Consider the following 14205-nt stretch of genomic DNA (forward strand, 5'->3'; position numbering starts at 1 on the left):
TGACTACTGGCTGACCGGGCAATGCAGCCGGGTCATCTGCGCCCGCTTTGCAACGGGCATACTGATCGTTACCGTGATGCTGACACATCTTTGCGCCGATGTCTGCATACGGCTTACCTGTCCGCCTGCCGGCGGAGACGGCGCAGAGAGCTGACTATAGCGCCAGGCGTCGCGCCATAGCTGACGCGTCTGGTTGAGCTGGTGGACCCCTTGCGCCATTCCGCGCTGATAGCCGCCCAGCGCGGTGACCGTTAGCACCATCAGCGCCATCGCCAGAACGGTCTCCGGCAGGCTAAAACCCCGCTGGCGCTTCATGGCATTTGACATAGGCTCACCTCCCTGAGCGGGCAAAAATCGCTCCAGCCATGGGCGGAGAAATGCACTTGCCCGCCGCGCACCTCGCCGGACTGCCAGACCTGCACCTCGCCGCTGGCGCTGCTGAGCAGCAGCGAACCATCGTCGAAGATGCGCAGACAGGCGCGCCAGCCCTGCTGCGCCTGCTCGCGGCAGGCCAGCGGCGCCTGCGCCGACCAGGCCTGCTGTTTTCCCCACTGTAGCGCCGAATGGGCCACCGCCGTATCGCGGATCGCCTGCGTTTCGCTGATGGTTTGCGCCAGCAGCGCCCGCTGCTGCAGGTTAAGCCCCTCCAGGAGCAGGCTGCCGAGAGTCAGCAACAGGAGCACCATCAACAGCGACGACATTCCACGCTGGCGGATCACAGGTTATACCCCGTCACCCGCTGCTCCACCTCGGCCGCCAGACCCATCTGCCGGGCAGAGCGCGCTGTCAGCGTCACGCTCAGCTCCGGCGCGAAGCCCTCGGTCAGCCGACGCTGCACCGCAAAGCGCGTCACCACGATAGCGGCCGGATTGGTGATTTTCTCCCATCCGCTGCCGCGGCAGTCGCTGGCTCCGCGCAGAGTCTCCAGCGCGCCGTCGCGCAGGCGAAAGCCGGTGCTCTCCGCCGCTGCCGCGGGGGAGGTTTCCCATGTCCCATTGCTGTTCGCGTCCCAGCGCACAATCAGGCACTCGCCGTCGGCGGCAAGCTCCAGCCCGGCTCCGCCGCACACTCCCCGGCAGTATCCGGCGCGCTGCAGATGCTTCCCCACGGCATGCACCCGCTGCCACAGTTCATTCTCCAGGGCCAGCTGTTCGCCCTGACGCAGAATATGGCGCTGCAGAGCGGGTAGAAAGCGGCAGGCGCCGATCAGCAGCAGCGAACCTATCGCCATGGCAATAAGCGCCTCCGCGAGGGAAAATCCGCGGCGGCTCACTGACATCCTCCTGCGCTGTCACTGCGGCATAAACGAATCCGCCCCCAGTGTGAAATCACAATGCTCCAGCTGCCGGCCTCGCTCTGCAGACGCAGATTCCCCGCCCAGGCAGTGCTGCGCAGGCCATAGAATCCCAGGCCAGGGGTGACGCCTGCCAGCGAGATCCCCGGCCAGCGCGGGCGCAGCGTCAAGGGCGACCCGGAGGCGCACGCCGGCCCCTCCCCCTGGGCACTCAGGCACCATCCCTCTTCATCCTGGCCGACGCGAAGCACGCGGTCCCGGTTGTAGGCGTTGGCGTCATCGCGCAGGAAAACCAGGAAATCCCGCACCTGGACGGCGGTTTGCCACAGTCGTTGCTGCTGCTGCCAGCGCTGCCAGCCGTACAGGCCGCCGACGCTGAGGATCATCATTAACGTCAGCGTCACCAGGGTTTCCATCAGGGTATAACCATGTTCTCTGTTCATGGCGCAGAGTATGCCGCTGCGGTTAGCCCTGGCGCGACGACGGAAAATGGCTTTCCCGGCCAGACACGCAAAAAAGGTTTGCATGACCAACAGCAGAACATTTTTTTGCGAGCCTCTTTCCAGCTTTCCCGCCCACCAACGCCTGCGGCCAGCGGGCGGGATGAAGCGTTCCTATCGTAATGGCAACGAGGGTAGCCACCCCTATGCAGGTGGTGAAAACGGCATAAAAAAACCGGCGCCATCGGACGCCGGTTGGTCATATCTGCAGAGGGGGTTAAATCGCCACCGGCGCTTTGATTCCCGGGTGCGGATCGTAACCTTCAATCTCGAAGTCTTCAAAGCGGTAGTCGAAGATCGACGCCGGCTTGCGTTTGATAACCAGCTTCGGCAGCGGACGCGGTTCGCGGCTCAGCTGCAGATTGGTCTGCTCGAGATGGTTGCTGTACAGATGAGTGTCGCCACCGGTCCAGACGAAATCGCCGACCTGCAGATCGCACTGCTGCGCCACCATATGCACCAGCAGCGCGTAGCTGGCGATGTTGAACGGCAGGCCGAGGAATACGTCGCAGGAGCGCTGATACAGCTGGCAGGAGAGCTTGCCGTCAGCGACGTAGAACTGGAAGAAGGCGTGGCACGGCGCCAGGGCCATTTTATCCAGCTCGCCGACGTTCCACGCCGAGACGATGATCCGGCGGGAGTCCGGGTCGTTTTTCAGCTGGTCCATCACCGTGCTGATCTGGTCGATATGACGACCGTCCGGCGCAGGCCAGGAACGCCACTGTTTGCCGTAGACCGGTCCCAGGTCGCCATTTTCATCTGCCCACTCGTCCCAGATGGTGACGTTGTTGTCGTGCAGATAGGCGATGTTGGTGTCGCCCTGCAGGAACCACAGCAGTTCATGGATGATGGAGCGTAAATGACAGCGCTTGGTGGTCACCAGCGGGAAGCCTTCCTGCAGGTTAAAACGCATCTGATGGCCGAAAATAGAGATCGTGCCAGTGCCGGTGCGGTCATTTTTTGGCGTGCCCTCGGCGAGCACTTTCTGCATCAAATCAAGATACTGTTTCATGGTTCCTCAAGAATTCAGTTGCTGCGGACGGTGGCGGTAAGCCCAAACCATCATGATGATACCCGCAAGCACCATCGGGATCGAAAGAATCTGCCCCATGCTGATGTACTGCACCCAGCCGCCGGTGAACTGGGCGTCGGGCTGGCGGAAGAATTCCACGATAATGCGGAACAGGCCGTAGCCAATCAGGAACAGGCCGGAAACGGAACCGGTCGGGCGCGGTTTACGGATAAACAGGTTCAGGATCAGGAACAGCACCACGCCCTCCAGCGCCAGCTCGTACAGCTGCGACGCGTGGCGCGGCAGCGCGCCGTAGGTATCAAACAGCGATTGCCATTCCGGATGGGTCGGCAGCAGCGCCAGGTCTTCGGCACGGGAGCCCGGGAAAATCATCGTGTAGTGGAAGCTCGGGTCCACTCGGCCCCACAGCTCGCCGTTGATAAAGTTGCCCAGACGCCCGGCGCCAAGGCCAAACGGGATCAGCGGCGCGATAAAATCGGAGACCTGGAAGAAGGTGCGTTTGGTGCGTCTGGCGAAGATAATCATCACCAGGATCACGCCGATCAGGCCGCCGTGGAACGACATGCCGCCGTCCCAGACGCGGAACAGATACAACGGATCGGCAAGAAATACCGGCAGGTTGTAGAACAGCACGTAACCGATACGGCCGCCCAGAAAGACGCCGAGGAAGCCCGCGTAAAGCAGGTTTTCCACTTCATTTTTCGTCCAGCCGCTGCCCGGACGATTCGCCCGACGGGTGGCCAGCCACATCGCAAAGACAAAGCCCACCAGGTACATCAAACCGTACCAGTGGAGGGAGACCGGGCCTAGAGAAAAAATGACCGGATCGAACTCCGGAAAATGCAGGTAGCCACTATTCATCTGTCACCATAAAGACTTGTTATTCCGCCGAAAGTGGACAGCGGTGATGATCCATGCCCGATTAAAACGGGCACGCCGAAGGAGGCGAATCATAGCATAAGCCAGGAGTGCGATCCGCGCCGGCGTGTAAAAGATATGTATACGGATGCTAACAGAAGCCGTTTCACCGGCTGTGCTGTATGTTGCCGGATGGTGTGAACAGAGGATTCCCGGGTTACGGCTTACGCCTCACCCGGGATATCGCTACCGCCCGCCGCGGATCAGGCCGCCGAGACCGCGACGCTCCATAAAGGCCGCCACCTGATGGCGCACCTCGGCGGTCATCTGGGCTTCGAGGCTGCGACGAGACAGCTCCTGCGCCTCTTCGATATCGATGCGGCGCAGCAGATATTTCACCCTCGCCACCGAGCGGCCGTTCATCGACAGGTGGCGATAACCGAGACCGACAAGGATCGTCACGCACATCGGGTCGCCTGCCATCTCGCCGCACAGTCGCAGATCGATGCCAAAGCGCTCCGCGTCATGAGCGATCATCGCCAGCGCCCGCAATACCGCAGGATGCAGGCTGTCATACATGCTGGCGACCCGGGTATTGTTACGGTCGACGGCCAGCAGGTACTGGGTCAGGTCGTTCGTTCCTACCGAGATAAAATCGATCCGGCTGGCCAGCTGCGGCAGCATAAAGACCATCGACGGCACCTCCAGCATCACCCCCAGACGCGGACGCGGGATGGCGTAGCCGATCATCTCTTCCACTTCCCGACTGGCGCGGTCGATCAGCCGGCGGGCCTCATCGACCTCTTCCAGACTGGTCACCATCGGCAGCAAAATGCTGAGGTTGCCGGTGGCGGCGTTGGCGCGCAGCATCGCCCGCACCTGGATCAAAAAGATCTCCGGCTGATCGAGGGTGATGCGGATCCCGCGCCAGCCGAGGCATGGGTTCTCTTCACTGATCGGCATGTACGGCAGCTGTTTATCCGCGCCGATGTCCAGGGTACGCAGGGTCACCGGTTTGCTGTTAAACATCTGCAGCATGCCCTGATACTGGGCGACCTGCTCCTCTTCAGAGGGGAAGCCGCTCTGCAGCATAAAGGGAATTTCGGTACGGTACAGACCAATGCCGTCCACAAAACTGCCGAGCTTCTCTTCGTGCTCCGGGCTTAAGCCGGCGTTGAGCATGACTTTTACCCGCTCGCCGCTTTTCAACTCCGACGCACGCTGGAGATCGTCCTCCGCCAGGCGGCTGAGCTCGTTCTCTTCACTGATAAGGCGCTGATATTCCTGTAACAGAACAGGTTCAGGATCCACCAGCAGCTCACCGCGATAGCCATCGACAATCAGCGTATGGCCATGCAACAGCGAGGGCTGAATATCGGCGCCCATCACCGTTGGGATGCCAAGGGCCCGCACCATAATGGCGGCATGGGAGTTGGCGGCGCCATCGCGCACTACCACGCCGGCCAGGCGATCCTGCGGTACTTCGGCGAGGGTGGTGGCCGACAGCTCGTCCGCCACGAGGATAATGCGCGCCGGCCAGGTGTTGGGGCCCTGAATACTGTCGTCGAGATGGAACAGCAGACGCTGACCCAGCGTGCGCAGGTCGCCGGCCCGCTCTTTCAGATAGCCGTCGCTCAGCGCGGCAAACTGTTCGGCGAACTTCTCAATGATCTTTTTGACCGCCCACTCGGCGACGGCGCCTTTGTCGACTTCGGCAAAGAGCTCGCGACGCAGGCGGGCGTCGGAGAGCAGGTGCGAGTAGAGATCGAAGATCGCCGCCGTCTCTTTTTGCGCGCCGGCGGCGTAGCGTTTGCTGTAGCGACGAAACTCGTTGGCCGCTTCTTCCAGCGCGCCGGTCAGGCGTTCACGTTCCGAGGCGGTATCCAGCGTCGAGGCTTCATACACCTGTTCCATCAGCGGCAGGCTGACGTCCATCCAGCCCTCGGCGATCGCCACCCCGGAAGAGGCCGGCAGAGCGCGAATGCGCGTCTGACGATACTGGCCAAACAGGGCGTTCAGCTGGGACTGGGAGAGGATCGCCGCCATCTGGGTGGCGAGGGTGACGAGGAAAGACTCTTCGCTTTCATCAAACTGGCGCAGCTCACGCTGCTGGACCACCAGCACGCCCAACAGCTGGCGGCGCTGGATGATCGGCACGCCAAGGAAGGCGCGGAAGCGGTCCTCTTTGACGGCGGGGATATACTTGAAGCTGGGGTGTTTTTGCGCATCGGCGAGGTTGATGGGCTCCGCCAGGCGGCCAACCAGCCCCACCAGGCCTTCATCGAACGCCAGCGCAACGGTGCGCCCGCGAGGTTTTTTTAACCCGCGGGTGGCCATCAGGTAATAGCAGCGTCGGTCATTGTCAGCCAGGTAAACCGAGCAGACTTCCGTCTCCATCGCCTGGCAGACATCTGTCACCAGAATATCCAGCGCCTCGTTTAAACGCGGCGCACTCGCGACCTTCTCGACTATTTCTCGCAACCGAGTGAGCATAATGTGCGTGGCTTAACCTCTTTTACGTCGATAAGCAGGCGCGCTTTGCGGCTTAGGGGCGCTCTCCGCCAGCGACATGGTTACGCTGGCGAACTCTTTCATCACCCGGCGGTAGACGTCGCGTTTGAACGACACCACCTGACGAACCGGGTACCAGTAACTCACCCAGCGCCAGCCATCAAATTCAGGCGTGCTGCTGGTTTGCATATTGATGTCCGCGTCGTTACCGATCAACTGCAAAAGAAACCACTTTTGTTTCTGGCCGATACAAACCGGCTTTGTGTCCCAACGCACCAAACGTTTAGGCAACTTGTAACGCAGCCAGTTACGGGTTGAGGCCAGGATCCGCACATCTTTACGGCTTAACCCGACCTCTTCAAACAATTCCCGATACATCGCCTGCTCTGCGGATTCTCCTGGATTTATGCCCCCTTGCGGGAACTGCCACGAGTGCTGACCATAGCGTCGGGCCCACATGACCTGGCCCTGACGATTACAGATTACAATACCGACATTTGGGCGGTAGCCATCGTCATCAATCACCGGACTACCTCAAGATAAGCTTCAATGTGAATGATTGTTTCACACTCGTCGGAAACGGTAAACCACTCTGTTCGCACACTGAGAACGGATAACATTTGAATAACTCACAGTAATTGCCAGAGTTATAAACAGCGAAAGCGCCCGACGGCCGATTTTATTCACTTTTTCTGTGGATAGAGTTGTGAAGAAGTACGGAATTAACCCGGGAAAACCCGGAGTAATCTGAACATCGCACCGCTAACACCTTATAATAATGATAGCATATTCATTAAGTTAGAATATATTCCTTTCACTTATTACAGCATAACGTGACGATCATCACACATACGATCCGCCGACTGATGAAAGATCGAACAATGTCGATTTTATCCACAGATTACGCGCAGGTCGCGGGCAGATTTTCTCTAAAAATTCGATTTTCGTCGCACGTCAAGGCTGTAAATCGAACCAGTAGTGGGGCTTTTCCCCAGTTATCCCACTTTTCTGTGGATAACATGGTGTAAGATCCTGTTTATTGTCAGTGACCAGTTCTGGAAAACCTGTTTTCATGGTTTTCACCCGCAGCGCAATGACCTTAAAAAGGCATATAAATCATGGGATTGGTATAGTTACTCAGAAAACGGTAAACTCTATCCACAACGCGCAAAATTAGCGCTCATTTTTTAGCCAAAGGTGTCGCCCTATGCCCGCTATCGCTCCTCTCTCCTCTCCGCCGCAAAGTCAGGAACAGCTGTTGGCCCAGGCCCGACAGCTGGCCGGCTATACGCTGGGCGAGCTGGCGGCGCTGGCCGGGATCCCCATTCCCCGCGATCTGAAGCGTGATAAAGGCTGGACGGGCATCCTGCTGGAGCTGTGGCTGGGGGCCAGCGCGGGCAGTAAACCCGAACAGGATTTCGCCGCGCTGGGGGTGGAGCTCAAAACGATCCCTATCGACAGCCGGGGTCGTCCGCTGGAGACCACCTTTGTCTGCGTCGCTCCGTTAACCGGCAATAGCGGCGTCACCTGGGAGAGCAGCCATGTGCGGCATAAGCTGCAGCGCGTCCTGTGGATCCCGGTGGAAGGAGAGCGCACCATTCCTCTGGCGGCGCGACGCGTCGGCGCACCGCTGCTGTGGAGTCCGAACGAAGAAGAGGAGCGCCAGCTGCGCATGGACTGGGAAGAGCTGATGGATCTTATTGTCCTCGGTGAGGTGGAGCGCATTACCGCCCGCCACGGCGAGGTGCTGCAGTTAAGACCGAAAGCGGCCAACAGCAAGGCGTTGACCGAAGCCATCGGCGCCCGCGGGGAGACGATCCTCACCCTGCCGCGCGGTTTCTACCTGAAAAAGAATTTCACCGCCGCCCTGCTCGCCCGCCATTTCTTGTTACAACACGATTAATTTTTTGTTCTGCGTTGGGGCGTGCATATAATTGCTGCTTTCTATTTTGCAGGACTTTGAACAATGTTATTTGCATGGATAACCGATCCTAACGCCTGGCTGGCGCTGGGCACCTTGACGCTGCTGGAGATCGTGCTCGGGATCGATAATATTATTTTTCTCTCTCTGGTCGTGGCCAAGCTCCCCACCGCCCAGCGCGCTCACGCGCGACGGATCGGTTTAATGGGGGCGATGGTCATGCGCCTGGCGCTGCTGGCCTCTATCGCCTGGGTCGTTAAGCTGACCAACCCGCTCTTCACCATCCTCGGTCAGGAGATTTCGTTTCGCGATCTGATCTTGCTGTTAGGCGGACTGTTCCTTATCTGGAAAGCCAGTAAAGAGATCCATGAGTCTATCGAAGGTGAAGAGGAGGGGCTGAAAACTAACGTTCACTCCTTCCTCGGCGCCATCGTGCAGATCATGCTGCTGGACATCATCTTTAGCCTCGACTCGGTGATCACCGCCGTCGGTCTGTCGGACCATCTGTTTATTATGATGGCGGCGGTCGTGATTGCGGTGGGGGTAATGATGTTCGCCGCACGACCTATCGGCGATTTCGTTGACCGTCATCCGTCGGTGAAAATGCTGGCGCTGTCGTTCCTGATCCTCGTTGGCTTTACCCTAATGCTGGAAAGTTTCGACGTCCATGTGCCGAAGGGATACATCTACTTCGCCATGTTCTTCTCTATTGCCGTTGAGAGTCTTAACCTGCTGCGCAATAAGAAAAACCCGCTGTAAACCACAAAATTGCAGCCTGGTCACAGGCTGCAACCCTTTTTCAGACTTTACTGCTTTTTATGTCTCACAAATCAGGCTATTAATAGACGGGTATGGGGTGCAGCTACTCAAGAGGTGATGACGATGAAAAAATGGGCAGTATTGATTTCCGCCGTAGGACTGGCGTTCTCGGTTTCCGGTTGCAGCAGCGATTACGTCATGGCGACCAAAGATGGGCGCATGATCCTGACCGACGGTAAACCTACCGTGGATGACGATACCGGTCTTATCAGCTACGAAGATCAGCAGGGTAATAAAATGCAGATCAATCGTGACGACGTTTCACAAATCATTAAGCGTTAATTTTTCCCCGTCGGCCCCAGCCTCTGTTGACGCTGCGCTTACCGACAACCAGCCTTCTGAGAAGAGTCGGGACACACCAGGACACCGCGGGTTTCACCCACCGCTCCTCCTCGTCACCCGGCTTTTTTGATTTTTTTACTTCCTCTTTTTCTCACCCTCTGCCATGTTGATACTCCTTTGTCGGGGAATGCCTGACCTTATAAATAAAAAGGAAGCTGGCTATGCAGTATCACCGTATCCCACACAGTTCACTTGAAATCAGCACCCTCGGGCTGGGAACTATGACCTTTGGCGAGCAGAACAGCGAGGCCGATGCCCATCAGCAGCTCGATTACGCAGTCGCCAACGGCATCAATCTGATCGATGTCGCCGAAATGTACCCTGTCCCGCCGCGCCCGGAAACTCAGGGGCTAACTGAAACCTACGTCGGCAACTGGCTGGCGAAACGCGGCAATCGCGAAAAGCTGGTGCTCGCCTCGAAGGTCAGCGGGCCCGCGCGCAATAACGACAGCAGTATTCGACCAAACCACGTCCTGGACCGGAAAAATATCCGCGAGGCGCTGCACGCCAGCCTGAAGCGTCTGCAGACCGATTATCTCGACCTGTACCAGGTACACTGGCCCCAGCGCCCCACCAACTGCTTTGGCAAACTGGGCTACACCTGGGCCGACGCAGCCCCTGCGGTGACCCTGCTGGATACCCTCGAAGCGCTGACCGAGTTCCAGCGCGCCGGCAAGATCCGCTACATCGGCGTATCGAATGAAACCGCCTTCGGCGTGATGCGTTATCTGCACCTGGCGGATAAGCACGACCTGCCGCGGATCGTGACCATTCAGAACCCCTACAGCCTGCTGAACCGCAGCTTTGAAGTCGGCCTCGCGGAAGTGAGCCAGTTCGAAGGCGTGGAGCTGCTGGCCTACTCCTGCCTGGCTTTCGGCACCCTGACCGGGAAGTACCTCAACGGCGCGAAGCCGGCGGGGGCGCGCAATACGCTGTTCAGCCGCTTTACGCGCTACAGCAGCGAACAGTCGCAGAAAGCGGTAGCGGCCTATGTAGATATCGCCAAACGCCACGGCCTCGATCCGGCGCAAATGGCGCTGGCCTTTGTGCGTCGGCAGCCGTTTGTCGCCAGCACCCTGCTGGGGGCGACGACCATGGCGCAGCTGCAGGCCAACGTGGAAAGTTTGCAGCTTGAGCTGAGCGAAGAGGTATTAGCGGAGATTGAAGCGGTGCATCAGGTTTATACCTACCCGGCACCGTAGCACAACCTGTCGACGCCAGCTTCTGGCGTCGCGTTGTTGCCCGGTGGCGGCTACGCCTTACCGGGCCTACGCTACCCAGGGCGGGTAGCCGCCTCAGTAGCCGCGGTAGCCCGGATCAGGCGCAAGCCGCAACCCGGGGGTTTCTCTCTGCCGCGCGCCTGGCAGAGGCGACGATTTCAAGTCAACCGCGACGAGAAGTTATTTACGCCGCCCCCAGACCCACAGCGCGGCGATGGCCACAGCAAACACCGCGCCAAAGCCTATTCCCACAGCGACCGGCGGCACGCCCACACTTACCGCCAGAGAATAGAGCCCCAGCATCAGCAGCATCGCCACGTTTTCGCCCAGGTTCTGTACCGCAATCGCGTTACCCGCCCCGACCGAATGTTTCCCGCGCTCCTGCAGCAGCGCGTTCAACGGCACGATAAAGAAGCCGCCGAACACCCCGAGCAGCAGCAACAGACCGAACGCCGGCAGCAGCGACTGCTGCACGGCAAAGGCTATCACCGCGATACCGATCAAAATCCCGGCCGGCATACAGCGCGACACTGTCTCCAGGGTCACCAGCTTCGCCGCCGCCCCGGCTCCCAGTACAATCCCCACCGCCACCATCGCATTAAGATAGGTAGGCATGGCGTTGCTGGTAATGCCCAGCGCCACCGGCACCCAGATCACCAGCAGGAAGCGCAGGGTCACGCCAGCGCCCCAGAACAGGCTGGTGCCCATCAGCGAAAAGCGGGTTTCGCCGTTGCGCCACAGCGTGCGGCAGGCGCTGAAGAAGCTGTGCGTCATCGGCTTGAAACGCCATGACTGCCCCGGACGCGCCGCCGGCAGCCTGGGTATCCACAGGTTAGCCACCACCGCCCCACCGTAGACCAGCGCGCAGACGATCAGCGCCGCCAGCACGTGCCAGTCGGCGAGGATCCCGCCGGCCATGGAGCCCAGCAGGATCGCCGCGATGGTCGAGGACTCCATCAGTCCGTTAGCCTTCACTAACTTATCGCCGGTGGTCAGTTCGCCGAGAATGCCATACTTGGCCGGCGAATAGGCGGCGGCGCCAATCCCCACCAGCGTATAGCCGAGAAACGGATTCACGCCGAAGCAGATACAGCCGGCGCCAAGTAGCTTCAGGCCGTTGGCCACCATCATTACCCGGCCTTTGGCAAAGCTGTCGGCGAACTGGCCGACAAAGGGGGCAAAAAGGATGTAAGCGCCCACAAACAACATCTGCAGGACCGGCTGGCTCCACTCCGGATAATAGAGCTGCTTCATCAGCGCCAGGGTGGCGAAGAGAAGCGCATTGTCGCCGAAGGCCGACAGGAACTGAGCGCAGATCACCGCCATCATCCCTTTCGAATACAGCGACGGGTTAGTATGCACTGACTCACTCATGAGTTGTTTCCGCCTCGTCGACCATATTTTTCAGGGTGACATAGTCTGGCTTGCCGCTGCCGAGCACCGGCAGCTGTTTCAGCCAGCGTATATCGCGCGGCACCGCCAGCTCCGGTACGCCGTGCTGGCGAGCGTAGCGCAGCAGGGCTTCGCGAGTCAGTTCATTATCGGTGGTAAACAGCACCAGCGCCTCGCCTTTGCTGGCGTCCTGTTTAATCGCCGTGGCGTGCATTTTGTCCGGCGACGCGCCGAGGGCCACCTGCTCCACCATCTCAAGAGAGATCATTTCGCCAGCGATTTTGGCGAAGCGCTTCGCACGGCCCTGGATGCGGACATAGCCCTGCTCATCGAAAGTCCCGATATCGCCGGTGTCATACCAACCCGCTTCCTTTTCGCCGTGCTGATTTTCCGCCGTCGGCGCTTCCAGCACCCCGGGATTTTCCACCCGCAGGTAGCCTTTCATAATGTTCGGCCCTTTCAGCTGCAGTCGTCCCCCCTGCTCAATGCCAGGCATCGCCAGCAGGCGGGCGTCCATCCCCGGCAGAATCCGCCCCACGGTGCCGACCTTCGCCGCCATGGGCACGTTGATCGAGACCACCGGGGCGCACTCGGTCACACCATAGCCTTCGAGAATACGCAGGCCGAATTTATCCTGCCACAGCTGTTTGGTGCTCTCCTGCAGCTTCTCCGCCCCGGCGACCACGTAGCGGAGACGATAGAAATCATAGGGGTTAGCGAAGCGAGCATAGTTGGCGAGGAAGGTCGAGGTGCCGAACAGCACAGTGCAGTTGCGATCGTAGACCAGCTCCGGCACCACGCGATAGTGCAGCGGGCTGGGATAGAGAAACACCTCCGCGCCGGTAAGCAGCGGCGTCAGCAGGCCGACGGTGAGGCCAAAAGAGTGGAACAGCGGCAGCGCCGACATAAAGCGGTCGTTAGCGGTAAAGTCGGCGATGGTTTTGATCTGCTCGACGTTGGCCAGCAGGCTTTTATGACTGTGCACCACCCCTTTCGGGTTGCCCTCCGAGCCGGAGGTGAAGAGGATCATCGCCGCGTCTTCCGGCTGCTGCTTAACCTGCGCCAGACGCGGCGCCAGCAGATGGCCGAAAATCCACAGTTTGTCTGCGGGGGTGATATCGCCTTTGAGATCTTCCAGGAACACCCAACGCACCTGGGTCAGCTGCTCCGGCAGGTGCCAGAGCTTGCCTTTATCGAGGAAGGTGCGCGAGGTAAAAATGGTCTTGAGTTCCGCGGCGGCGATGGCGCTGCTGAGTCCTTTCACCCCGGCGGTATAGTTCATCATCGCCGGAATGCGCCCGCGGGCGATCGCGCCGAAAATCACCGCCGCACTGATGCCGGCGTTGGGCAGCATCAGGCCTATCTTCTCACCCTGCTGGCTATATTTTTCCAGAATGCGGGCGACAAACAGGGTTTTGGTCAGCAGCTTGCGATAGGTATCCGGCTGGAAGTTGATATCCTCCACGCAGGGTTTGCGCGCGCCGAAGCGGTCTTGCGCCGCCAGCAGCGACTCATACAGGGTTTCCCGCGGGCGCACCGCCATCCGGGCCTCCATCATGATCTGATGCAGCATTTCCCCGGCGATTTTGCGCCGGTCGCGGGCGCGCGGCGCCTCGGGCATCGGCAGATGGGTAGGCGGCAGCAGGTGCAGCTGAATCCGCGGGAACAGGCGACGCTTTACCAGCCCCTTCAGCCGGCTGAAGGGCGTCAGTTCAGCGCCTTCAATGCGCAGCGGCACGATGGTCGCCTGCGATTTGGCGGCGACAAAGGCGGCGCCGTCATAAATTTTCATCAGCGAGCCGCTGACCGAGATTCGCCCTTCCGGGAAGATGACCACCGGCCGCCCCTGTTCGATCAGGCGCACCAGATGTTTGATCGACATCGGCTTGGTCGGGTCCAGCGGCACAAAATCGATAATCGGCGTCAGCACACGCATAAACCAGCGCTGGCTGATTGAGGTATAGACAGCAAAAACCGGTCGGACCGGCAAAAACAACGCCAGCAGAATGCCGTCGAGGAAAGAGACGTGGTTCGGGGTAATTAAGACTTTTTGCTGGTGCAAAGCCTGCGTATCGCCGGTCAGTCTGACCCGGTATAACCCCTTGAACAGCAGTCTGAAAAATCCCAATAGCATAACAACTCCATGTGACCGGTGATGAGTCAAAGCAGGTTACACGAGAAGGCGTGGGAAAGCAGTGCGGCGGGGGGATTTTCAGAATAAAAAAAACCTGCGCATCCGCGCAGGCTGGTGTAAGACGTCCAGTACGAAGAGCGTACCTGAGAAACTCACCTATCAATACCTCTGGGATCTCGAT

The 14205-nt window shown here is 59.4% G+C and carries 14 protein-coding genes and 1 pseudogene; 5 read left to right on the forward strand and 10 right to left on the reverse strand.

Going from position 1 to position 14205, the window contains the following annotated elements; all coding sequences use genetic code 11:
- Window positions 1-3 precede the first annotated feature (3 nt).
- The 8 genes from ABLU50_RS10410 to rppH form a co-directional block, all read right to left on the reverse strand.
- Window positions 4-327: a prepilin-type N-terminal cleavage/methylation domain-containing protein gene (locus ABLU50_RS10410; RefSeq protein ID WP_023319073.1), complete on the reverse strand. Its 324-nt coding sequence runs from the start codon at window positions 325-327 to the stop codon at window positions 4-6.
- Complete coding sequence (locus ABLU50_RS10415) at window positions 312-719, reverse strand: DUF2509 family protein (RefSeq protein ID WP_057213048.1); 408 nt, start codon at window positions 717-719, stop codon at window positions 312-314. Before ABLU50_RS10415 ends, ABLU50_RS10410 begins: the two co-directional genes overlap by 16 nt.
- Complete coding sequence (locus ABLU50_RS10420; protein WP_072140377.1) at window positions 716-1273, reverse strand: prepilin peptidase-dependent protein; 558 nt, start codon at window positions 1271-1273, stop codon at window positions 716-718. Before ABLU50_RS10420 ends, ABLU50_RS10415 begins: the two co-directional genes overlap by 4 nt.
- Window positions 1270-1821 (reverse strand): prepilin peptidase-dependent protein, encoded by a 552-nt coding sequence (locus tag ABLU50_RS10425; protein ID WP_004205447.1) that lies wholly within the window; start codon window positions 1819-1821, stop codon window positions 1270-1272. Before ABLU50_RS10425 ends, ABLU50_RS10420 begins: the two co-directional genes overlap by 4 nt.
- A gap of 190 nt (window positions 1822-2011) precedes the next feature.
- Complete coding sequence (gene thyA / locus ABLU50_RS10430; RefSeq protein ID WP_023319077.1) at window positions 2012-2806, reverse strand: thymidylate synthase; 795 nt, start codon at window positions 2804-2806, stop codon at window positions 2012-2014.
- Between the two features lie 6 nt (window positions 2807-2812).
- Entirely contained in the window at window positions 2813-3688 is an 876-nt protein-coding gene (gene lgt / locus ABLU50_RS10435) for a prolipoprotein diacylglyceryl transferase (protein WP_004205445.1), read from the reverse strand.
- 243 nt (window positions 3689-3931) lie between these two features.
- The gene (gene ptsP, locus ABLU50_RS10440; RefSeq protein ID WP_004205444.1) at window positions 3932-6178 is read right to left on the reverse strand and encodes a phosphoenolpyruvate--protein phosphotransferase; all 2247 of its coding nucleotides are present in this window, start codon (window positions 6176-6178) and stop codon (window positions 3932-3934) included.
- A gap of 12 nt (window positions 6179-6190) precedes the next feature.
- Window positions 6191-6721, reverse strand: coding sequence for an RNA pyrophosphohydrolase (gene rppH / locus ABLU50_RS10445; protein WP_004205443.1), 531 nt, complete (start codon window positions 6719-6721; stop codon window positions 6191-6193).
- Between the two features lie 453 nt (window positions 6722-7174).
- On the opposite strand from rppH, the pseudogene ABLU50_RS10450 reads away from it, so the two are divergent.
- The 5 genes and pseudogenes from ABLU50_RS10450 to ABLU50_RS10470 all read left to right on the forward strand — a co-directional run.
- Window positions 7175-7315: pseudogene (locus tag ABLU50_RS10450) on the forward strand (hypothetical protein); the annotation flags it as partial.
- An 88-nt stretch (window positions 7316-7403) separates the two neighbouring features.
- Window positions 7404-8099 carry a DNA mismatch repair endonuclease MutH gene (gene mutH / locus ABLU50_RS10455; RefSeq protein ID WP_023319078.1) on the forward strand — a complete coding sequence of 232 codons (696 nt, stop codon included), beginning with the start codon at window positions 7404-7406 and terminating at the stop codon, window positions 8097-8099.
- A 63-nt stretch (window positions 8100-8162) separates the two neighbouring features.
- Window positions 8163-8876, forward strand: a complete 714-nt coding sequence (locus tag ABLU50_RS10460) for a TerC family protein (RefSeq protein ID WP_087833220.1) — start codon at window positions 8163-8165, stop codon at window positions 8874-8876.
- Window positions 8877-8999: 123 nt separating this feature from the next.
- Entirely contained in the window at window positions 9000-9218 is a 219-nt protein-coding gene (locus ABLU50_RS10465) for a YgdI/YgdR family lipoprotein (protein WP_002915974.1), read from the forward strand.
- A 221-nt stretch (window positions 9219-9439) separates the two neighbouring features.
- Window positions 9440-10480 (forward strand): NADP(H)-dependent aldo-keto reductase, encoded by a 1041-nt coding sequence (locus ABLU50_RS10470; protein ID WP_008806332.1) that lies wholly within the window; start codon window positions 9440-9442, stop codon window positions 10478-10480.
- Between the two features lie 198 nt (window positions 10481-10678).
- Here ABLU50_RS10470 and lplT read toward each other — a convergent pair whose 3' ends face one another.
- Both lplT and aas read right to left on the reverse strand, forming a co-directional pair.
- A complete protein-coding gene (lplT, locus tag ABLU50_RS10475) occupies window positions 10679-11872 on the reverse strand; it encodes a lysophospholipid transporter LplT (RefSeq protein WP_043520877.1) in 1194 nt (397 codons plus the stop codon).
- Window positions 11865-14024 carry a bifunctional acyl-ACP--phospholipid O-acyltransferase/long-chain-fatty-acid--ACP ligase gene (gene aas, locus ABLU50_RS10480; RefSeq protein ID WP_087833219.1) on the reverse strand — a complete coding sequence of 720 codons (2160 nt, stop codon included), beginning with the start codon at window positions 14022-14024 and terminating at the stop codon, window positions 11865-11867. Before aas ends, lplT begins: the two co-directional genes overlap by 8 nt.
- Between the last annotated feature and the right edge of the window lie 181 nt (window positions 14025-14205).

Origin of the sequence: Klebsiella sp. GG_Kp173, from assembly GCF_040062415.1 — a bacterium.
In the GTDB taxonomy this organism is placed as follows: domain Bacteria; phylum Pseudomonadota; class Gammaproteobacteria; order Enterobacterales; family Enterobacteriaceae; genus Klebsiella; species Klebsiella quasipneumoniae.

Coding starts and splice junctions, on each gene's coding strand:
- ABLU50_RS10410 (WP_023319073.1), bottom strand. CDS start 327: ATGTCAAATGCCATGAAGCGCCAGCGGGGTTTTAGCCTGCCGGAGACC.
- ABLU50_RS10425 (WP_004205447.1), bottom strand. CDS start 1,821: ATGCAAACCTTTTTTGCGTGTCTGGCCGGGAAAGCCATTTTCCGTCGT.
- thyA (WP_023319077.1), bottom strand. CDS start 2,806: ATGAAACAGTATCTTGATTTGATGCAGAAAGTGCTCGCCGAGGGCACG.
- lgt (WP_004205445.1), bottom strand. CDS start 3,688: ATGAATAGTGGCTACCTGCATTTTCCGGAGTTCGATCCGGTCATTTTT.
- ptsP (WP_004205444.1), bottom strand. CDS start 6,178: ATGCTCACTCGGTTGCGAGAAATAGTCGAGAAGGTCGCGAGTGCGCCG.
- mutH (WP_023319078.1), top strand. CDS start 7,404: ATGCCCGCTATCGCTCCTCTCTCCTCTCCGCCGCAAAGTCAGGAACAG.
- ABLU50_RS10460 (WP_087833220.1), top strand. CDS start 8,163: ATGTTATTTGCATGGATAACCGATCCTAACGCCTGGCTGGCGCTGGGC.
- ABLU50_RS10465 (WP_002915974.1), top strand. CDS start 9,000: ATGAAAAAATGGGCAGTATTGATTTCCGCCGTAGGACTGGCGTTCTCG.
- ABLU50_RS10470 (WP_008806332.1), top strand. CDS start 9,440: ATGCAGTATCACCGTATCCCACACAGTTCACTTGAAATCAGCACCCTC.
- lplT (WP_043520877.1), bottom strand. CDS start 11,872: ATGAGTGAGTCAGTGCATACTAACCCGTCGCTGTATTCGAAAGGGATG.
- aas (WP_087833219.1), bottom strand. CDS start 14,024: ATGCTATTGGGATTTTTCAGACTGCTGTTCAAGGGGTTATACCGGGTC.